Raw genomic sequence first — 19,765 nt, 5'->3', positions numbered from 1 at the left:
GGGCGGCACTTGCCGGAAGGGGAACGCCGGTGAGCTCTGAGTCCGTCGTCACGCATGTCGTCGCGGCCCTCGCGGTCGTGATCGCGGCCTCGTACGCGCTGGGCGCGCTGGCGCGAAGACTCGGCCAGCCGCCGGTCGTCGGACAGCTCTTCGCGGGCATCGCACTCGGACCGAGCCTCCTCGGCCTGGTGCCGGGGCAGGCGTACGAGACGCTGTTCCCGGCGCAGATCCAGCCCATCCTCACCTCGCTCGCCCAAGTGGCCCTGGTGCTCTTCCTCTTCGTCGTCGGGTACGAACTGGACCTGCGCATGCTCCGCGGCCAGCGGGCCGTCACCGCCGTCTCCCTCAGCGGCTTCGCCCTGCCCATGCTGACGGGCGCCGGCATCGTCCTGCTCCTGCCCGGACCGTTCGCCTCGGTCAACGGCGGACGTCCGGTCGACGACGCCACCTTCGTCCTCTACATGGCGATCGCCCTGTCCATCACGGCCGTGCCCGTCCTGGCCAGCATCATCAGGGACCAGGGCCTCTTCGGCACCCGCCCCGGCACGATCGCGATGGCATCCGCCGGCATCATCGACGCGCTGAGCTGGCCCGTCCTCGCCGTGGTCCTGGTCGGCGGCGAGCACGGCTCGGTGCGCGACTGGATCGTCAAGGCCGCCCTGCTCGTCCTGTACGTCCTGGTGATGCTCTTCGCCGTCCGGCCCGCCCTCGAACGGTGGACGCGCCGCCCCGGCACGGCCGTCTCCGCCCACCTCCCGGTCGCCGTCACCCTGGCCCTGGCCTCCTCCTGGGCCACCAACGCGCTCGGCCTCCACGTCATCTTCGGCGCGCTGCTCGCCGGGGTCGTCATGCCCCGCCGCCCCGACGGCTCCCCGGACGGCCGGCTGCTCCGCCCGCTCCAGGACATCGGCGGCCTGCTGCTCCCGGTGTTCTTCGCGGTCTCCGGTCTCGCCGTCAAGCTCGGCGGACTGCGCGCGTCCGACCTGGCGCTCCTCGCGGTGATATGCGGCGCGGCCGTGGTCAGCAAGGTGGCCGCGGGCTTCCTCTCGGCCCGCGGCTCCCGGCTGCCCTGGCGGGACTCCCTGCTGATCGGCGTGCTGCTCAACACCCGCGGCCTCACCGAACTCATCGTCCTCAACGTCGGCCTCCAGGCCGGCCTCATCGGCCCCCGCCTGTACGCGCTCCTCGTCGTCATGGCCCTCCTCACCACGGCCGCCACCGGCCCGCTGATCAGACCCCTGCGCCGGCCCTCCGACGGCCCGCCCGCCGTCCCCGTCGACCTCGTGGCCGGCACCGGGGAAGCCCCCAAACCCCGGCCCGTGGCGGACTCCGGCCGCGTCCCCGCCGCCGACACGGAAGCCGCGCCGCAGCCCTAGCCCCCTGGTCCCGCACATACGAGAGCCGGCCGGTTCCTTCGGGACCCGGCCGGCTCTCGTGTCTCCCCGCTCGGGCCCTAGAAGGGCACCGGGGCGATGTCGACGTCGGCGCGGCGGCCGCTGGCGGAGGCCACGGTGGCCGGGTGGTCCGCGCCGAGCCTGCGGCGGAAGTGCGCCAGGGTCTCGGTGTGCAGGGCCGTGGCCTCGGTGTCGCGGTCAAGGGCGCGCAGGTCAAGGACGACGTTGGTGGCGCAGGCCAGCGTGGTCGGGTGGTCGGCGCCCAGAGCCCGGGTCAGGATCTCCAGGGTCTCCTGGTCGATCTCCAGGGCCTCCGCGTGACGGCCCTCCTCGGCACGGAGGCTGCCCGTGCCGACGGCCGCCGTCAGGGTGAGGATGTGCTCGTCGCCGAGCGCGTCCCGCAGACCCGGCAGCGCCGCCGCCAGATGCTCCGCGGCGGCCTCCGGATCGCCCAGCTGGCGCAGGGTGATCGCCAGGTTGGTGCGGGCCGAGAGGGTGTACGGGTGGGCGGCGCCGAGCTTCGCCGTGTAGCGCTCCACGGTCGCCTCGCCGAGCTCCCTGGAGCGCCGCAGCTGCCCGTCCTGGCGGAACTCGACGACCAGGTTGGCCGCGCAGGCGACCGCGTCCGGGTGGTCGGGGCCGTAACGGTTCACGAACTTCGTCCACACCGTCTCGCCGAGGGCCAGCGCCCCCTCGTGGTTGCCCGCGCGGCGGCGGCACACCGCGAGGACGCGGGCGCAGCCGAGGCTGACGGGGGTGTCCTCGCCGAAGGCGGAGAGGTAGCGCGAGTAGACGTCCTCCAGGTGGTCGGCGGCCTCCAGGTAGTCGCCGTCCTCCCGGATGTCGATGGCGAGGCCCGTGCGGGTGTTGAGCGTGTCCAGGTGGTTCTCGCCCAGGTTGAGGGCGCGCAGCCGGGCCGTCTCGGTGTCGAGCGCCCGCGCCTCCCGGTACAGGCCCATCAGGCGCAGGCCGACGCCCAGGCTGTGGGCGGCCCGGAGGGTGGCCGGGTCGTCCTCGCCGAAGGTCCGCAGGGAGCGCTCGTACACCGACCGGTTGATCTCCAGGCCACGGGCCATCTCGGCCCGCAGCCGCAGACCGCTGCACAGCTGGATGAGGGCGTCGAGGGTGCCCTCGTCCTCCTCGCCCGCGGTCCGGATGTAGATGTCGGCCGTGCGCTCCATCATCGCGGCGGCCTCCTGGTACTCGCCGAGCACGCGCAGCAGGAAGGCCAGCCACTTCGCCATCTCCAGCGTCTGCTGGTCCTCGGCGCCGAACTTCTCGGTCCAGATGTCCAGGGCCTCCCTGGCCATCGCCGCCGAGCTCTTGTGGTCGCCCCACACGTAGAGGAACTCGACCATGCCGCGGACCAGGCCGCGCACCCAGGGGGACTCGCACTCGACGGCCCGGGACACCACGACGTGCGGCAGCAGCGCCTGGTAGCGGGGCCACAGCTCGCGGGAACCGGGGCTGTTGGGGTTGGCGTCGGCGAGCAGCAGGTGCGCGCCGTGCCGCATGTCCGCCTGCTGCTGCGGAGACATGCGGTTGACCAGCACGGCCTGGACCAGACGGTGCAGCTGGATGGTGTCGTGCCGGTGCTCGATCCGCGCCAGGGCGTAGACGTTGATCTCGCGGATCGCGCGCCCGAGTTTGATCGGGTGCCGCAGCGCGTCGTCCAGCTCGGGGGCGATCGTGGTGCTCCGAGAGTTGTTGAACAGCGAGCGGGAGATCGGCTCGGGGGCGAAGAAGGAGCAGACCTGCAGGAGTTGGAGCGCCGCCGGGTTGCGCTGTTCGAGCTGGCGCAGCGAGACGTCCCAGGCGGCGGCCACCGACATCGGGTAGTCGGGCGAGGGGACGAGTTCGAGCATCAGCTCGGCGATCTTCTCGTTGATCAGCCGCAGGTACTCGGGCACGGCCATGCCGGTGACGGCCTGCCAGGCCGCCGCCTGCTCGATGGCGAGCGGCAGGTCGCCCAGCGCCTCGGCGAGCTTGTCGGCGTCCGTGTCGCTCAGGTCGCGGGCGCGCCGCCGCAGCAGGGCCTTGCTCTCCTCGCGGGTGAAGACGTCCACGGACAGCGTCCGCGCCACCCGGTCCCATTCCTGGTTGCGGGAGGTGATGAGGATCTTGCCGGTGCCGCCGGTCGGGAAGTAGGGGCGGACGGCCTCCACGTTCTCCGCGTTGTCGAAGACGAGCAGCCACCTGCTGTACGGGTCGCCCCTGCGCAGCGCCTCGCGGACGGCGGGGACGGCCCGGTTGGCCTCGTTGCTCACGTTCAGGCCCATCCGCTGGGCGAGTTCGGTGAGCGCGGTGAGGATCATCGTCGGCTGCTCGGAGGGGATCCACCAGACGACGTCGTAGTCGGCGGCGTACCGGTAGACGTACTCGATGGCGATCTGGGACTTTCCGACACCGCCCATGCCGTGCAGGGTGTGCGGCAGCACCGCCGAGGTGTCGCCGGTCAGGAGCTGCTCGCGGACCTGCGCGAGGACGTCCTCGCGGCCGACGAAGTTGGGGTTGTTCGGCGGGATGTTGCCCCAGATGGCGGGCACGGCGGAGCGGGGGTGGGACGGCGGCTGCGTGGCGGCCGGGCCCGGGATCGGTGTGCCGGTCGGCGGGGTCTGGTCCGGTGCGCTCGCCGCGAGGGGCACGCCCGTGCCTGGCAGCCCGTCGGGACTCGCGGCCGGAATCGACTGGACCGAGGTCCCGTTCAGGGGCCCTCCGTCCTTGCGCTGGTGCTGACTGGCAGTGGTGTCGGTCATGGAAGAGCCGCCCGTGTCGGAATTTTCGTGTGCATTGCGGATATCGTGGACCAATGGCGCATCGTTGGGTATGTGCGACTCTCCCGGCGAACTGCCCTCCAGGGCCGCACTGATCCGGTCGGCCCGGTGCAGATAGGGCCCGGACAAGGCACGGAGGACGGCCAGCTCGACGCGGACGAACGGCAGACTCTCGGCGGTCAGCGGCGGGTCGGGCACCTCCTCCGGGGCGAGCAGGGCGCCGTGCAGCCCGCGGGCCGCCTCGAACCGGTCGCCGTAGAAGTCGGACACCGAGCGCACGACCCGCGCGGTGTCCGCCCGCATCGCGCCGGCGAGCAGCGCCTCGCGCGCGCCGTCGACGAAGTCGAGGGGTGCCTCGGGGACGGAGCCCGGGAGCTCGTCCGGCGCGGATTCCTCGACGAGGCCGCTGAGGAACAGTTCGGCCACATGGACCGGTTGGGCCTCCGGCACCAGCGTGCGCCGGACGTCCCGCACCAGCCGCGGTTCGAGGATCGCCGCGGCCAGATGGGTGGCCAGGCGGAAGGCGGTGGGAGTGGCGTGGCTGCGGAAGCGGCGGATGCGCTCCTGCACCGAGGGCTCGGGCAGCGCCTCCGGTTCCCCGGCGGCGTCCTCCTCGGCCCGGTCGGGGGCGCCGAGCAGCAGGACGGAGGCGTCGACCCAGCCCGGCTCCTCGCCGGACACCACCGCCGCCCACCGGCCCAGCCAGTCGGCCTCCAGCTCCAGGACCGGGACGGCCACCCGCCAGGTGTCCGGCGGCGGATCGAACGGGTCCCGCGCCTCCGGCGGGATGACCACGGACAGGTCGGTGTTGCGGGCGCCCGCGCGCGGACCGCGCAGCCGCACCCGCCACGGGGTGAGGGCGGTGCGGTGCCAGTCCCGCTGGGCGAGCAGGTGCACCACCGCCGCCGGTCCGGCCGACGACCACAGCTCCAGGGCCTTCAGGGCGGCCCCGCTCCGCCAGGAAGGCCCCAGGCCGTCGGTGAGGACGAGCACGATCCGGCGCCCGGTCCGGTCGACCAGTTCGGCGGGAACCCCGGTGCCGCCGTGCCCGGGGTGCGGGCCGCGCAGCACGGCCTCCTCCCCGTCCGGGGTGTCGCGGACCGCGAGCCGGCGGACCCGTACGTCCCGGAAGGCCCCCAACTGCCCGACCAGGGTGGTGAACTCGGCGATCGTCTGCTCCCAGATCGCCATCGTCGCGTGGTCGTCGACGACGAGGACGAGGTCGAAGCGGCGCTCGCCGGCCGGCCGGGTGTAGGGCAGCCACAGGCCGTCCTCCGCGGCGTGCTCGGCGGTGGCCTCCTCGTCGAGCTCGATGTCGTACGCCGAGGGCACCAGCTTCTTCAGCGGCCGCAGCCGCCGGGCGATCCCCGGGGCGTCGCGCAGCTCCGGCAGCGGTTCGGCCTTGACGTACCCCTCCTGGACCTCCTCCGCCGTCCCGGGCGCGTCGCCGAGCACGGCGCCCCCGGGCAGCAGCCGGAACGGCACCCGGTACGAGGTGCCGCGCGGCGACTCCCCGGAACCGCCGCCGGGGGAGCCCGTGGTGGGGTCGGTCGGGGTGGGGGACGTGTACGGCGGCTGCTCGGACCGCAGGGGGGTGTCCGGGTGGGGCCACGCGTCCTCGGACAGGCCGGGGAGCCCGGGCGGGGGCGCCGGCCGGGAGCGGGGCGGTTCGGTCGACGGGGGCAGCCGGGCCGCGAGCGTCTGGTACGCGTGCAGCCACAGTGCCTCCGCGACTTCGAAGGCCTCCGGATACGAAGGGGAGTCGTCGTCCATCAGGGTGATCCCGAGAGCTCACGCCAGAGCGCGTCGAGCAGTTCGCTCCAGGCCTCCTCGTCCTCCCTGGCCCCCACCGACCGGAGGAACACGGCGTTGAGCAGCTGGTCCGTGGCCAGCCCGCCGTTCTCCCTGCTGCGCTCCATGAACGCCCGGATCATGGCGTCGTGCCGCCCGCCCTGGTCCCGGAAGTGGGTGGCGATCATGGCGGCCAGCTGGTCCTCGCGGGGCGGGGAGACGTCGAGCCGCACACAGCGGCGCAGGAACGCCGGCGGGAACTGCCGCTCGCCGTTGCTGGTGATCACGATGAAGGGGAAGGCCCGGCACCGCACCCGTCCGTCGGTCACCGTGACCCGCTGGTCGGGGTCGTCCGTGAACACCTCGGCCGCGCCCTCCTGGTGGCGGGCGCGGACCAGTTCGGGGATCTCGTACGAGCCGTTCTCCAGGACGTGCAGCAGGTCGCTCGGCAGGTCGATGTCGCTCTTGTCGAGCTCGTCGACGAGCAGCACCCGGGGCAGTTCGTACGGCAGGAGGGCGGTGCCCAGCGGGCCGAGCCGCACGAAGTCCCCGATCTTCGGCCGGCTCCCGGCCTCGTCCGGTTCCCCGGCCGGCGCCGGCAGCCCGGCGCGGTCACGGCCGAGGGAGGCCTGGGCGCGGCCGATCGCGTCGTACTCGTAGAGCCCGGAGCGCAGGGTGCTGCGGGAGGTGATGCCCCAGTGCAGGACGCGGCCCAGGCCCAGTTCGCGCGCGACGAGATAGGCCAGGGTGGACTTCCCGATGCCGGGGCGGCCGGTGACGAGCAGGGGCCTGCGCAGCAGCAGGGCCGTGTTGATCATGTCGATGTCGTGCGCGTCCTGCCGCGGCGTGGCGCGGCCCACGGCGCCGAGCCTGCGGTCGGTCTCGGCGCTCTCCGCCGGCACCGGCGGCAGCACCGGGCCGCCGTCGAAGTCCCGCCAGCCCGGCGGTGGCGGCAGGATGTCGCCGAGGCGGATGTCGGTCAGCGGCTGTCCCGTGCCCCGGTAGATCCACCAGCTGCGGCTGGTGACGTGCCCTCCGTTCCGGCTGTTCTCGACCGGATGATGGACACCGCTCATGTCTCCCCCTCGTCGTCGTGTCCGCCCCGTACGCGCGCGGTGGCGGTCCCCGGCGATCCGGACCAGTCGACGATGCGATGGGGATCGTCGAAGAGGATCGCGATATGCCGTCCCACGTGCTCGTCCCGCTGGGCCGCGGCGGCGGTGGCGGCCTCGTTGCGCAACCGCTGGACCCGCTGCGGCAGCTCGATGGCCCTGCCCTTCATGAGCTTCTTCGTCCTGCGGCGGAAATCGCCGGACGCCCCCGTCCTGCGGCGGTCCCAGACCGCCATCGGCACCCCGGCGCGCAGCGCGGTCTCCAGGGAGGCCAGGCTGCCGTCGGGGCCGGGCAGCGGCGGGGCGTTGAGGGCGACGGAGACCAGCCGTTCGTCGGCGGTGAGCCTGCTGTTCCACTGGACGGGGTCGTGGCCGCGGCGGCCCGCCGTGTCCCAGTGGCAGACGGTGTCCTGCGCGTCGAGGACCGCCTGCCAGCGGTTGTGCCAGCGGCGGTGGAAGTGCGGCGCCCGCATGCGCTCCAGGCTGCGCAGCACCACCGGATAGCTCAGGCAGAGGGCGGGGGCGAAGGGCGAGTCCGACGCCATCGGCAGCCACTCCATGGGCCGGTTGAGCAGGTGCATCGGGAGGATGAATTCGAGCACCGGATTGCCGGGCCGTCCCGCCCAGTCCTTCTCGGCCTCGAAGACCAGCCGCTCCACGGTGGCCTCCACCTCGCCCAAGGACACCACCTCGTCCTCTCCGCGCTGGGGCCGCCAGGGACCCGGGCGTATCTGACGCCAGTGCGAGAGCAGGTACCGGTTCGGGTCCATTCCGTATCTGTCCAACTGGACAACGAGACAGGCCGGAGCTGGTTGTGCCGTCGGGTCCCCCGAGGTCTCCGTACGCACGGCTTCGAGTTGGGCCGCGAGGCCGAGCCGGGCGGCCTGGGAGCCGTTCCACTTGCGCAGTCCGGTGAGGACCTGCTGGTCGGCGTCGGCCCCGGCGAGGGCGGCGATCACGTGCTCGACGAGGACCATCAGGGGGAGCAGGCCGTCGGGGCGGGCGTTGACCCTGGACAGGAAGTCGAAGGCCTCGCCGAGGGTGGCCACCGGGGGGTGCGGGAGGGGGACGTCGCCGGCTGCCGCGTACAGCAGTCCGTGTGCGTCGAGGTGGGGGAGTCCGGCGAGGAGCGTCCGGACTTCGCGTAACTCCGGTTCGGGCAGGACCGCGAGGACCGGCGGGGTGGCGACGAGCTCCCGGATCCGCCGCACGGGCGGGGAGCCGGGAGCGTAGACGTGCAGGACGTCGATGAGTTCGGGCAGTCCGCGCGGCTCCCGCAGGCAGGCCTGGACGATCTCCAGGACGTCCGAACGGGTCCGGCCGTGCTGCCGGATGTTGCCCAGTTCGGGTAACCGGCTTGCCAGCATGCTGATGAGCAGGCCGCGCTCGTTGGGAGCGTCGAGGCCCGTCACCGCACACATCTGGTCCACCAGCTCATGCGTGAATTCCGGTGCATGAGCGCCATGGCTGCCATGGAACAAAAGCCCCCCCGTCACGGCTCCGCTGGTCCCAACTCCTGATCGGGCATGGGTAGTCCGGGCGCCGCCGCCCACGGTCCAGGGTATGCCGGGGTGCTGACGCGTCGCCACCCCGTGGGCCGGGTTCCTCGGTCACGTTCCGCCGGGCGCGGTCGATCGGCCGCCTACTCGACGACCAGCTCGACCTCGATGTTGCCGCGGGTGGCCTTCGAGTAGGGGCAGAAGGCGTGGGTCTTCTTCAGGAGGGTGAGGCCGGCCTCACCCTGGAGGTGGTCGGGGAACTCGGCGCGCATCACGACGGCGAGGCCGAAGCCGCCGTCGGCGGGGTCCTTGCCGATGGAGACCTCGGCGGTGACGGAGGCCTCGGAGATGTCGATCTTCTCCTGGCGGGCCACGACACCCATGGCGCTGGCGAAGCAGGCCGCGTACCCGGCGGCGAAGAGCTGCTCGGGGTTGGTGCCCTGACCGTTGCCGCCGAGGGCCTGCGGGTGGGCGAGGGGGAGGTCGATGTGGCCGTCGGAGCTGACGGCGCGGCCCTCGCGGCCGTTGGCGGTGGCGACTGCGGTGTAGATCGCGTCCATGGTCTTCCGTCCTGTCCTGGGGTGAGTCCCGGTCCTGGGTGGGCCCGGTCGTTGGTGGGGCGCCGAGGTGGCGCTCTCTATTGATAGCGCACGATTCAGTTGTGCACAACTCAATCGTGCGTGAGGGGTCTCGCGTATCCTGGAGGCATGGAGACGCTCGACACGATCCCGGACGACGACTTCCTCCGGCTCGACCACCAGATCTGCTTCTCGCTGCACGCGGCCACCCGCGCCTTCAACGGCGTCTACCGCGAGGCGCTCAAGGAGCTCGGGCTCACCTACCCCCAGTACCTCGTCATGCTCGTGCTCTGGGAGCACCGCGAGCTGCCCGTGAAGGGGATCGGCGAGCGGCTGCGGCTCGACTCCGGCACCCTGTCGCCGCTGCTCAAGCGCCTGGAGGCGGCCGGATACGTCGAGCGCCGCCGCAGCCCCCAGGACGAGCGGTCCGTCACCGTCCGGCTCACCGCCGAGGGGTCCGCCCTGCGCGAGAAGGCCCTCGGCGTGCCCCGGAAGATCGCCGCCGCCACCGGCATGGAGGTCGGCGAGATCCGCGACCTGCGGGAACGGCTCGACGCGCTGGCCGTCCGGCTCGACGCCGTCGACCCGGAGGCCCTGGGCGCCTGCGGCTGAGCGGGGCGCGGCTGGCCGGGCGCGGCTGGGTCGGGCGCCGCGCTTCACGGAATTGTAAGGATCATCACCGAGGTCCGGTCCTATACTCGCCCCATGTCCGACATCACCATCCGGCGTGCCACCGCCGACGACTCCCGACGGCTGACCCGGCTGGTCCGGGGCTCCCGCGCCTACCGCGGGGACTACGCCGCCATGGTCGACGGCTACCAGGTGGGTGGTGCGTACATCGAGCACCACCCCGTCTTCGTCGCCGTCGACGGGACCGACAAGGTCCTCGGCTTCTACGCGCTCCTCGTCGACGAGGAGGAGCTCGACCTCGCCTTCGTCGCCGACGCCGCCCAGGGCCTCGGGATCGGCCGGCTCCTCATGGAGCACATGACCGGCCAGGCGAGGGCCGCCGGGCTCACCGCCGTGCGGGTCGTCGCGCATCCGCCCGCCGAGGAGTTCTACCTGCGGACCGGAGCCGTCCGCACCGGCGCCGTCCCGCCCTCCGGCCGCATCCACTGGGAGCGCCCCGAGCTGCGGTACGACATCGCGTGACCACGGCCGAGGAACAGAAGGAAGAGAAGACTCGTCGCAGGGTCTTCGCCGATCTCACCCCGCTGCGGACCTCCGCGGACTACCGCCGCCTCTGGTTCGGCAGCACCGTCTCCTGGGTCGGCCAGGGCATGACGTCGCTCGCCGTCTCCCTCCAGGTGTACGACATCACCGGCTCGCCGTTCTCCGTCGGCCTCGTCGGGCTCTTCTCGCTCGTCCCGCTGGTCGCGTTCGGCCTGTACGGCGGGGCGATCGCCGACACCGTCGACCGCCGCAAGCTCGGCCTGGTCAGCGCCTGCGGCTCGGCCGTCCTGTCCATCGCCCTCGCCGGCGCCGCGATCGCGGGCTTCCACGTGGTGTGGTTCCTGTACGGGATCGTCGCCCTGCAGGCGGTGTGCGCCGCGCTCAACTCGCCCGCCCGCTCCTCGATGATCCCCCGGCTCCTGCCGGCCGAGCAGCTGCGCGCCGCCAACGCGCTCAACTCGATGGTCATGACCTTCGGCATGCTCGTCGGCCCCAGCCTCGGCGGCCTGATCGTCGGCCTCGCCGGCTACCAGGCCGCGTACCTCGTGGACGCCGTCGCCTTCTCCGCGAGCCTGTACGCGATGTGGCGGCTGCCCTCGATGCTCCCGGACCGGACGGGGACCAAGAGGGCCTCGGTCCTCGACGGGCTGCGCTTCCTCGCCACCCGCCCCAACCTGCGCATGACGTTCTTCTCGGACTTCTGCGCCATGATCCTCGCCCACCCCCGCGCCCTGTTCCCCGCCGTCGCCGTCCTCTGGTACGGCGGCGACGCCAAGACCACCGGCCTCCTGGTCGCCGCGCCCGCCTGCGGGGCGCTCCTCGGCGGCGTCCTCTCCGGCTGGCAGGGCCGCATCCGCCACCACGGGCAGGCGATCCTGCTCGCGGTGGCCTGCTGGGGCACCGCGATCGCCGTCTTCGGGCTCACTCGGAACCTGTGGCTCGGGCTGCTCCTGCTCGCCGTCGCCGGCTACTCCGACACCGTCTCGATGATCTTCCGGAACACGATGATGCAGGTCGCGGCGCCCGACGAGATGCGCGGCCGGCTCCAGGGCGTCTTCATCGTGGTGGTCGCGGGCGGCCCGAGGCTCGGTGACTTCCTCGCCGGCTCGGTCGCCGACCTGACCTCCCCCGCGGTCGCGATCACCGGCGGCGGCATCGCGTGCGTCCTCGCGGTCGGAGTCCTCGCCCTGTACGGGCGCGGATTCCGCCGCTATGACGCGCTCGATCCGACTCCGTGACCCCTCACCCCTAACATCCCGTTCCCTCCTGGCGGTTGGCCGCCACGGCACATAACCGCCAGGAGGAGCAGGGGTCAACTCCCGCCCCACAGGCCAAGACTCCTCGCGGCACCCGGAACACCCCCGACCCCGGGTCCGCGAGGAGTACGAGCGATGACGTCGAGGACCACACCCTTCGACAGAGGGAGGGCCGGGCTGCTCGCCGCGGGCGCGGCCCTCGTGATGCTCTCGGCCGGGCAGACCGCCGCCGCCGGGACCACCGCCTCCGCCGTGCCGGACACCTTCAGGGCGTCCGCGACGAGCAGCACCGTCACCCTGGTCACCGGAGACCGCGTCACCCTCACCGAACTCGGCGGCGGACAGCGGACCGTCACCGTCGACCGGGCGCAGGGCGCCACCGGAGCCGTCCGCACCCGGATCTCCGGCGGCCGGGTCACGGTCGTCCCCGACGAGGCCCGCCCCTACCTCGACTCCGGCACGCTCGACCCTCGGCTCTTCGACGTCACCGGCCTCGTCGAGCAGGGCGTCACCGGCGAACTGCCCCTCATCGTCACGTACGGAGCCAGGAGCGCCAGGACCGCCGCCGCCCCGCGCGGCACCGAGACCGTCCGCGCCCTGCCCAGCATCGGCGGCGCCGCCGTCACCGCCACCGACCCGGCCGCCTTCTGGCGCGGCTTCACCGCCCCCGCCACGGCCCGGGCCGCCGCCCCCGCCAAGGTGTGGCTGGACGGCCGCGTGAAGGCCGCGATGGCCGAGTCCAACGCGCAGATCGGCACCCCGAAGGCCTGGGAGGCCGGGCTCACCGGCAAGGGTGTCAAGGTCGCCGTCCTCGACACCGGCGCCGACCTCGCCCACCCCGACCTGGTGGGCCGGATCGCCGAGACGAAGTCCTTCATCGAGGGCCAGGAGGTCGCCGACCGCGACGGGCACGGCACCCACGTCACCTCCACCGTCGGCGGCAGCGGAGCCGGCTCCGGCGGCAAGGAGCGGGGCGTCGCCCCCGGCGCCACCCTCGCCGTCGGCAAGGTCCTCAGCGACGAGGGCTCCGGTACCGAGTCGCAGATCATCGCCGGCATGGAGTGGGCCGCCAAGGACATCGACGCGAAGATCGTGTCGATGAGCCTCGGCTCCCGCGAACCCAGCGACGGCACCGACCCGATGGCCCAGGCCGTCGACACGCTCTCCGCCGAGACCGGCGCCCTCTTCGTCATCGCCGCCGGCAACTCCGGCGCCCCCGGCTCCATCGGCTCGCCCGGCGCCGCCGACTCCGCGCTGACCGTCGGCGCCGTCGACTCCCAGGACCGCGCCGCCTACTTCACCAGCCAGGGCCCCCGCCACGGCGACCAGGCACTCAAGCCCGACGTGTCGGCACCCGGCGTGAGCATCCTCGCCGCCCGCTCCCAGCTCGTGGCGGGCAGCGGCCTCTACACCTCCATGAGCGGTACGTCGATGGCGACCCCGCACGTCGCCGGCGTCGCCGCGCTGCTCGCCGAGCGGCACCCCGACTGGACCGGCGCCCGGCTCAAGGACGCCCTGATGTCCTCGTCGAAGACGCTCGACGCCACCGCGTACGAACTCGGCGCGGGCCGCGTCGACGTGGCCGCCGCGATCACCGCGGACCTCACCGCCACCGGCTCCGCCGACCTCGGCTACGTCTCCTGGCCCTACGCGGAGAACAAGCCGGTCACCAGGACCGTCACCTACACCAACGCGTCCGACCGGCCGGTCGAGTTGAACCTCGCCGTCGACGGCATGCCCGCCGGAGTCGCGACCCTCGCCGACACCGCCCTCACCGTCCCCGCCCACGGCACCGCGAGCACCACCGTCACCGGCGACGGCACCGCGGCGCCCGTCGGCGTCTCCTCCGGCCGGATCACCGCCACCGCCGGCGGCACGCCCGTCGCGCACACCGCGCTCGGCCTCACCAAGGAGGAGGAGCGCTACACCCTCACCGTCCACGTCAAGGACCGCGACGGCGCCCCCGTCCCCGCCCACCTCGGCGTCCAGCGGCTCGCCGAGGACACGGACCCGTTCCCGGCCGCCGTCGGCGAGTCCGGCACGCTCGAACTGCGCCTCAAGCCCGGCACGTACACCGTCGACACCTTCCTCGACGTGCGCGGCTCGCACGGCGCGGACTCCCTCGGCCTCGGCTTCCTCACCGAACCCGAGATCACCCTCGACCGCGACCGCGAGATCACCCTCGACGGCCGCCGGCTCCGGGAGATCCGCGCCGAGGTCGACAAGCGCACCGAGACCCGCCAGCTCCTGATGGAGTTCGACCGCGAGGCCAACGGCGCCTCCTACGGCGGAGCCGTCCAGGTCCCCGCGGCGTACGACTCGATCTTCGCCGCGCCCACCCGCAGGCCCGCCACCGGCACCTTCGAGTACCGGACGGTCTGGCGCCTCGGCAAGCCCCTCCTGGAGACGGCCGTCGACGGCGTCCGGCTCTCCGGCGCCACCCCGCAGGCGGGCGGCACCCTCCTCGAAGGACGCCACCGCCTCGGCCTCGTCGACGCGGGCACCGGCACCCCCGCCGAGTACGGCGGCAAGGACGTCACCGGCAAGGCCGTCCTCGTCCGGCTCACCGACGGCGCCGACCCGGCCCTGCTCGCCCAGACCGCCCAGGACGCCGGCGCCAAGGCCCTGTTCGTCACCGACGACCGGCCGGGCCGCCTCATGAAGTGGTTCGGCACCGCCGACTACGAGGACCGGCCGCTCGCCGTCGCCACCGTGAACACCGCCGACGCGCGCCGGCTCGCCGCGGGCGCCGCCCGCGGCCTGCGCGCCGACCTGACCGGCACCCGCTTCACCCCGTACACCTACGACCTCTCCGAGGGCCACCCCGGCGCCATCGGCACCGACCTCGTCTTCCGGCCCGGCGCGGACGAACTCGCCACGATCCGCTCCACCTTCCACGCGCCGACCAAGCGCGCGGAGCTCGGCGGCGAGTTCCGCTACTCGATCACCGACACCTTCCCCATCGGCTTCGGCTTCAAGGAGTGGATCGCCTTCCCCGCCGAGCGCACCGAGTACGTCTCCACCGGCACCGGCCAGCGCTGGCACGAGTCCGTCGACCTCGGCGACTCCCTCGAGGAGCGCGGCGGAACCCCCTCGTACCGGGGCGGCAGCCGCACCGACCTCGACTGGTTCGGCCCCGTCTGGCACCCCTGGCTCGGCACCGGCCTCGGCTGGGGCCAGCAGCGCACCGGAAACGACCTCCGCTTCAACACCCCCGGCTGGGGCGACTCCGGCAGCGACCACACCGGCTTCGGCAACGTCTGGGGCGACGACACCATGACCCAGTACACCGAGGTGTACGTCAACGGCGTCCGCGTCGACCGGAAGAAGAGCTCCGGCGCCTACGCCTGGGACGCCCCGGCGGAGGAGGCGACCTACAAGGTGGTCACCGACACCGCGCTCGACGCCGACCGCTGGCGGCTCGCCACCAAGGGCCACAGCGAGTGGACCTTCCGCTCGGCCGAGACCCCGGACGACCGCGTCACCTACCTGCCGCTGCTCAACCTCGGCTTCGACCTGGACACCGACCTCCACGGCGACGTCCGCGCCGGCGCCCGGATGCCCGTCGGCATCTCCGCCGAGTACGTGGAGCGCGCGGCCGGCACCGGCACCGTCACCGGCGGCACCCTGGAGGTCTCCTACGACGAGGGCGCCACCTGGACGAAGGTCGCGCTCAGGAAGTCCGGGCGCGGCGCCTCCTGGACCGGTGAGCTCCGCGTCCCGGCCGGCGCGGGCTCCGTCTCGCTGCGGGCCGGCGCGACCGACGACCGGGGCGGCTCCGTCACCCAGGAGCTGATCCGGGCGGTGGGCGTGAAGTAGTACGCGCGGGAAAGCCGGGCCCCCTCCTCGCCGGGAAGGGGCCCGGCTTTCCCGCGTCCGGCCTCAACGGGCGCCCGGCAGCGACTTCTTCAGGACCTTGCCCATGTCGTTGCGGGGGAGCGCGTCCAGGTAGCGCACCACGCGGGGGCGCTTGTGCGGGGCGAGCAGCGCGGCCACGTGGTCGGCGAGCTCCGCCTCCGCCGGGGGCTTCTCGCCGTCCTTCGGCACCACCCAGGCCACGATCCGCTCGCCCAGGTCCGCGTCGGGCTCGCCCGTCACGGCCGCCTCGCGGACGCCCGGGTGGTCGAGGAGCGCGTTCTCGATCTCGCCCGCCCCGATCTTGTAGCCGCCGCTCTTGATCAGGTCGGTCGCCTTGCGGCCCACCAGCCGCACCGATCCGTCCGCCTCGCGGACGGCCATGTCGCCGGTGCGGAACCACTCGCCGTCGAAGGCCGCCGCCGTCGCGTCCGGCCGGCCGAGGTAGCCGGAGAACAGGTTCGGGCCGTGCACCTGGACCTCGCCCACGGTCTCCCCGTCGAGCTCCACGATGACGGAACCGTCCTCGTCCACCAGCCGCAGCGCCACCCCCGCGAGCGGAATCCCGACCGTCCCCGGGCGGGGCTCGCCGCCCGGCACGACGCTGGTGCTCATGAGCGTCTCGGTCATCCCGTACCGCTCCACGACCGTCCGCCCCGTCGCCGCCGCGATCCGCTCGTGGTCGTGCACCGGCAGCGCCGCCGAGCCCGACACGAGCAGCCGGGCGCCCGCGAGCGCCGCCACGAGCGGCTCGTCCCCGTCGAGCGCGTCCGCGAGCCGGTGGTACATCGTCGGCACCCCGAACAGCATCGTCCCGCCGCCGGCCCCCAGCTCCCGGGCCACGCCCTCCACCGAGAACGCCCCCAGGTGCCGCACCTCCCCGCCCCGCCGCAGCGGTCCGAGGACACCGAGCACGAGCCCGTGCACGTGGAACAGCGGCAGCGCGTGCACCAGGACGTCGTCCGCCGTCCACGACCAGACGCCGGCCAGGGCGTCGAGCGAGGCGGCGACGGCCCGGCGGGACAGCAGCACGCCCTTCGGGGGGCCGGTGGTGCCGGAGGTGTAGACGATCAGCGCGGGGGCCTCGGGGTCGTGGCCGGTGCCCTCCACGGCGGCCGGCACCGGCCCGGAGCCGCCCGCGGCCAGGTCCACGTCGATCCGGTCGAGCCCCGCGAGCCCGGCCGGCAGCACGTCGGCGGGCCCGGCGAGCACGGCGGACGGCGTGCTGTCGCCGAGGATGTGCGCCAGCTCCCGCTCGCCCGTGCGCGGGTTCAGCGGTACGGCGGGGACGCCCGCGAGGAGCGCGCCGACCACCGCGACCGCCGTGTGCGCGCTCGGCGTGGCCCAGACCGCGACCCGGGAGGTTCCGGCGAGCCGGCCGGCCAGCGCCCCGGCGGCCCGGGCGAGGCCGCCGTACGTCAGGGTCTCCGCGCCGAACCTCAGCGCGGGCCGTTCGGGATCGGTTCCGGCCGCCAGGGCCGGGAAGAACGCACTCACCGGTCGGACTCCTCGGGTCGTCGAGGGCGAAGGTCGCCGGGAGGCATTCTGCCGGGGCGTCAGGACCTGCCGACGGTGACCTTCGTCGCCTCGGGCTCGGGCTCCTCGCCGCCCGGCCGGATGCCGCGCATCCGCCCGTACGCGTACACGCAGCCCGCCAGCGCCAGGTCCGAGAGGAGCATGAAGCCGATCGAGTACGAGCCCTTGGCGCTGTAGATCGCGCCCATCACGAGCGGCGGGAGGAAGCCGCCGAGCCCGCCCATCGCGCCGACGATTCCGGTGACGCTGCCGACCTTGGCCTGCGGGGTGACCTGGGAGACGAGGGCGAAGACCGAGCCGCTCGCGGTGCCGAGACCGGCCGCCATGATGAGCAGGGCGGTGGTGCCGCCCGGGTTCAGCGGCGGGTCGAAGGCCTGGACGATGGCCAGGAGGGCGACGACGCCGAGCGCGGCCGCGGTGACGAGCGCCGGGTGGACGCGGTCCGACAGCCAGCCGCCGATCGGCCGGAAGACGACGGTGACCAGGGCGAAGCCGGCCGCCTTGGTGCCCGCGTCGGTGGGGTCGAGCTCGTACCAGGTCTTGAGGTACGTCGGCAGGTAGACGCCGAACGCGACGATGCCGCCGAAGCCGATCGCGTACAGCGCCGACAGTTCCCAGGTCACCCGCAGCCGCCCCGCCGAGCCGAGCCGGCTCGCGAGGGACGCGGTGGGCACCGGGCGGTCGGGCCGGTCGGTGATCAGGAAGGAGGCGAGCACCGCGTACACCGCGAGCGCGATCGCCACCACGATGAACGGCAGGTTCTCGCCGTGCTTCGCGATCCGCGGCGTGAAGTACCCGGAGAGCGCCACACCGCCCATGCCCATGCCGAACACGCCGAGCGCCAGACCGCGCTTGGCGGGCGGGAACCAGGAGTTGACCAGCGGGATGCCGATGGCGAACGTCGTGCCGCCGAGGCCCAGGAGGAAGCCGACGACCAGCATCAGGCCGTAGCTGTCCTTCACCACGATCAGCAGCAGCACGGGGATGATCGTCAGCGCCGAGACCAGCGGGAACATCAGCTTCGCGCCGTACTTGTCGGTCAGCGCGCCCGCCGGGACCCGGCCCACCGAGCCGACCAGGACGGGGATCGCGACGAGCAGCGACTGCTGGAACGAGCTGAGTTCGAGCCGGTCGCCGTACCAGCTCGCCAGGGGCGCGATCAGGTCCCACGCCCAGAAGGTGAGCGCGAAGCCGACGGTGGCCATCACCAGATTGCGGTAGGCCGCCGCGGTCGGGGGCTTGGTGTCGGTGTCCACCACCCCAGTCAAGATCCGGAGGGGGGCCTCGGCGCGCCGGACTGCTCCTTCCGGGGGTTCCTCACGGCCAGGTCACCGTCGTCGGCGGGGTGCCGTCGTCCTCGACGCGCAGGCGCAGCCCGTCCGGGCCGGCCGAGACCTCGACGGTGATGGCGGTGACGCCGGAGCGCCGGTGCGCCGCCGCCAGGGCGCCGCGGAGGGTGGAGAGCAGCTTCGCGGCCTGTTCCTCGTCGGCGAGCGTGTCGACGGCGCCGGAGAAGTGCACCGAGGGCTGGAAGCCGAGGAGGGCCGAGGCGCCGCCGGTCTCGCGCAGGACGCGGCCCCGGAAGGAGGCGGGCGCGTCGGCGGGCGGCTGCTGGAGGGCGAAGATGGTCGTACGGACCTCCTGGATCGTCGAGTCCAGCTCGTCCACCGCCCGGCCGAGCAGCGCGCTCTCGTCCGACGAGCCGGACGCCCGGCGCCGGGTGGACTCCAGCATCATCTCGGTGGCGAAGAGCCGCTGGACGACCAGGTCGTGCAGGTCCCGCGCGATCCGGTCCCGGTCCTCGTACACGGCGAGCCGCTCGCGGTCGTGCCGCGCGTCCGCGAGGACCAGCGCGAGGGCCGCCTGCGAGGCGAACTGGGAGGCCAGGAGCCGGTCCACCGCCGAGTACGGCGGGTCGCCGCGCCGCCGGGGCAGGGCGAGGGTGCCGATGAGCTTCCCGCCGCTCTGCAGCGGCAGCATCATCGACGGGCCGAAACGCGACCGGACGGCCGTGGTCATCCGCGGATCGGTCGCCGAGTCCTCGATGAACACCGGCTCCCCGCCGAGCAGCTGGACCAGGACGGGGGAGCCCGGCACGATCGTCGTGCCGACCAGGTCGCCGGGGTCGTCGGTGGTCGAGGCGGCGACGATCTCCATCCCGCCCTCCTCGGTCGGCTGGAGGACCACACCGGCCGAGGCGCCGGCGAGGATGCGGGCCCGCTCGGCGACGGTCGTCAGGGCGTCCTCGGCGGACTCGCCGGTGAGCAGCGCCGTCGTCACGGCGGCGGCCCCCTCGATCCACCGCTCCCGCTGGCGCGCGGTCTCGTACAGCCGGGCGTTGCCGATGGCGATGCCCGCCTGGGAGGCGAGGACCCGGAGCAGGGCGAGGTCCTCCTCGGTGAAGCCGCCGCGCTTCTCGGTCAGGTAGAGGTTCCCGAACACCTCGGTGTGGACCCGGATCGGGACCCCGAGGAAGGAGTGCATCGCGGGGTGGCCCTCGGGCACGCCCGCGGAGCGCGGATCGGCCGTCAGATCGTCGAGCCGCAGCGACTGGGGCTCCTGGACGAGGACGCCGAGGAGCCCGGTGCGGCCGTCGGGGAGCCGGCCGATGCGCCGCCGCTCCTCGTCCGTCATGCCGGAGGTGAAGAGCTCGGTGATCCGGTGGCGGGGGGGGGGGGGGGGAGGGAGGGGGGAGGGGGGGGGGGGGGGGGGGGGGGGGGGGGGGTGTGGGGGTGGGGGGGGGGGGGGGCGGCATGGTGCGTGGAGTGGAAGGGCAGGGCACGGCAGGTGTCGGCGA

At 73.7% G+C, this 19,765-nt stretch carries 11 protein-coding genes and 1 pseudogene; 5 read left to right on the top strand and 7 right to left on the bottom strand.

Translation table 11 applies throughout. The annotated features are described in order from the left end of the window. Positions 1 to 29 precede the first annotated feature (29 nt). Complete coding sequence (locus ACZ7G1_RS19755) at positions 30 to 1,376, top strand: cation:proton antiporter (RefSeq protein ID WP_470873264.1); 1,347 nt, start codon at positions 30 to 32, stop codon at positions 1,374 to 1,376. 77 nt (positions 1,377 to 1,453) lie between these two features. On the opposite strand, the gene fxsT is transcribed toward ACZ7G1_RS19755, so the two are convergent. From fxsT to ACZ7G1_RS19735, 4 genes are all read right to left on the bottom strand, one after another. After that, positions 1,454 to 5,941: an FxSxx-COOH system tetratricopeptide repeat protein gene (fxsT, locus tag ACZ7G1_RS19750; RefSeq protein ID WP_470873266.1), complete on the bottom strand. Its 4,488-nt coding sequence runs from the start codon at positions 5,939 to 5,941 to the stop codon at positions 1,454 to 1,456. After that, on the bottom strand, positions 5,941 to 7,035 hold the full coding sequence (locus ACZ7G1_RS19745) for an AAA family ATPase (RefSeq protein WP_470873268.1): 1,095 nt from the start codon (positions 7,033 to 7,035) through the stop codon (positions 5,941 to 5,943). The genes fxsT and ACZ7G1_RS19745 overlap by 1 nt, the downstream gene beginning before the upstream one ends. Continuing rightward, positions 7,032 to 8,492: a VMAP-C domain-containing protein gene (locus ACZ7G1_RS19740; RefSeq protein ID WP_470873369.1), complete on the bottom strand. Its 1,461-nt coding sequence runs from the start codon at positions 8,490 to 8,492 to the stop codon at positions 7,032 to 7,034. Before ACZ7G1_RS19740 ends, ACZ7G1_RS19745 begins: the two co-directional genes overlap by 4 nt. A gap of 221 nt (positions 8,493 to 8,713) precedes the next feature. Continuing rightward, positions 8,714 to 9,130 carry an organic hydroperoxide resistance protein gene (locus tag ACZ7G1_RS19735; protein WP_351191498.1) on the bottom strand — a complete coding sequence of 139 codons (417 nt, stop codon included), beginning with the start codon at positions 9,128 to 9,130 and terminating at the stop codon, positions 8,714 to 8,716. Between the two features lie 147 nt (positions 9,131 to 9,277). Here ACZ7G1_RS19735 and ACZ7G1_RS19730 point away from each other — a divergent pair, with 147 nt between their 5' ends. The 4 genes from ACZ7G1_RS19730 (at position 9,278) to ACZ7G1_RS19715 (ending at position 15,396) form a co-directional block, all read left to right on the top strand. Next, positions 9,278 to 9,760 (top strand): MarR family winged helix-turn-helix transcriptional regulator, encoded by a 483-nt coding sequence (locus tag ACZ7G1_RS19730; RefSeq protein ID WP_470873270.1) that lies wholly within the window; start codon positions 9,278 to 9,280, stop codon positions 9,758 to 9,760. 93 nt (positions 9,761 to 9,853) lie between these two features. Next, the gene (locus tag ACZ7G1_RS19725; protein WP_470873272.1) at positions 9,854 to 10,300 is read left to right on the top strand and encodes a GNAT family N-acetyltransferase; all 447 of its coding nucleotides are present in this window, start codon (positions 9,854 to 9,856) and stop codon (positions 10,298 to 10,300) included. After that, positions 10,297 to 11,559, top strand: coding sequence for an MFS transporter (locus ACZ7G1_RS19720; protein ID WP_470873274.1), 1,263 nt, complete (start codon positions 10,297 to 10,299; stop codon positions 11,557 to 11,559). The genes ACZ7G1_RS19725 and ACZ7G1_RS19720 overlap by 4 nt, the downstream gene beginning before the upstream one ends. Before the next feature lie 153 nt (positions 11,560 to 11,712). Continuing rightward, a complete protein-coding gene (locus ACZ7G1_RS19715; protein WP_470873276.1) occupies positions 11,713 to 15,396 on the top strand; it encodes a S8 family serine peptidase in 3,684 nt (1,227 codons plus the stop codon). Between the two features lie 63 nt (positions 15,397 to 15,459). On the opposite strand, the gene ACZ7G1_RS19710 is transcribed toward ACZ7G1_RS19715, so the two are convergent. The 3 genes and pseudogenes from ACZ7G1_RS19710 to ACZ7G1_RS19700 form a co-directional block, all read right to left on the bottom strand. Next, positions 15,460 to 16,929 (bottom strand): acyl-CoA synthetase, encoded by a 1,470-nt coding sequence (locus tag ACZ7G1_RS19710; protein ID WP_470873278.1) that lies wholly within the window; start codon positions 16,927 to 16,929, stop codon positions 15,460 to 15,462. A gap of 59 nt (positions 16,930 to 16,988) precedes the next feature. Next, the gene (locus tag ACZ7G1_RS19705; protein ID WP_470873370.1) at positions 16,989 to 18,173 is read right to left on the bottom strand and encodes a nitrate/nitrite transporter; all 1,185 of its coding nucleotides are present in this window, start codon (positions 18,171 to 18,173) and stop codon (positions 16,989 to 16,991) included. 112 nt (positions 18,174 to 18,285) lie between these two features. Then, positions 18,286 to 19,641 (bottom strand): annotated as a pseudogene (locus ACZ7G1_RS19700) (GAF domain-containing sensor histidine kinase); the annotation flags it as partial. Positions 19,642 to 19,765: the final 124 nt, after the last annotated feature.

Source organism: Streptomyces sp. NPDC037273 (assembly GCF_055603625.1).
Note: the sequence above shows the minus strand (reverse complement) of the source record. Positions and strands in the feature narration are given on the sequence as shown.

Coding starts and splice junctions, on each gene's coding strand:
- fxsT (WP_470873266.1), bottom strand. CDS start 5,941: ATGGACGACGACTCCCCTTCGTATCCGGAGGCCTTCGAAGTCGCGGAG.
- ACZ7G1_RS19745 (WP_470873268.1), bottom strand. CDS start 7,035: ATGAGCGGTGTCCATCATCCGGTCGAGAACAGCCGGAACGGAGGGCAC.
- ACZ7G1_RS19740 (WP_470873369.1), bottom strand. CDS start 8,492: ATGTGTGCGGTGACGGGCCTCGACGCTCCCAACGAGCGCGGCCTGCTC.
- ACZ7G1_RS19735 (WP_351191498.1), bottom strand. CDS start 9,130: ATGGACGCGATCTACACCGCAGTCGCCACCGCCAACGGCCGCGAGGGC.
- ACZ7G1_RS19730 (WP_470873270.1), top strand. CDS start 9,278: ATGGAGACGCTCGACACGATCCCGGACGACGACTTCCTCCGGCTCGAC.
- ACZ7G1_RS19725 (WP_470873272.1), top strand. CDS start 9,854: ATGTCCGACATCACCATCCGGCGTGCCACCGCCGACGACTCCCGACGG.
- ACZ7G1_RS19715 (WP_470873276.1), top strand. CDS start 11,713: ATGACGTCGAGGACCACACCCTTCGACAGAGGGAGGGCCGGGCTGCTC.
- ACZ7G1_RS19705 (WP_470873370.1), bottom strand. CDS start 18,173: ATGGCCACCGTCGGCTTCGCGCTCACCTTCTGGGCGTGGGACCTGATC.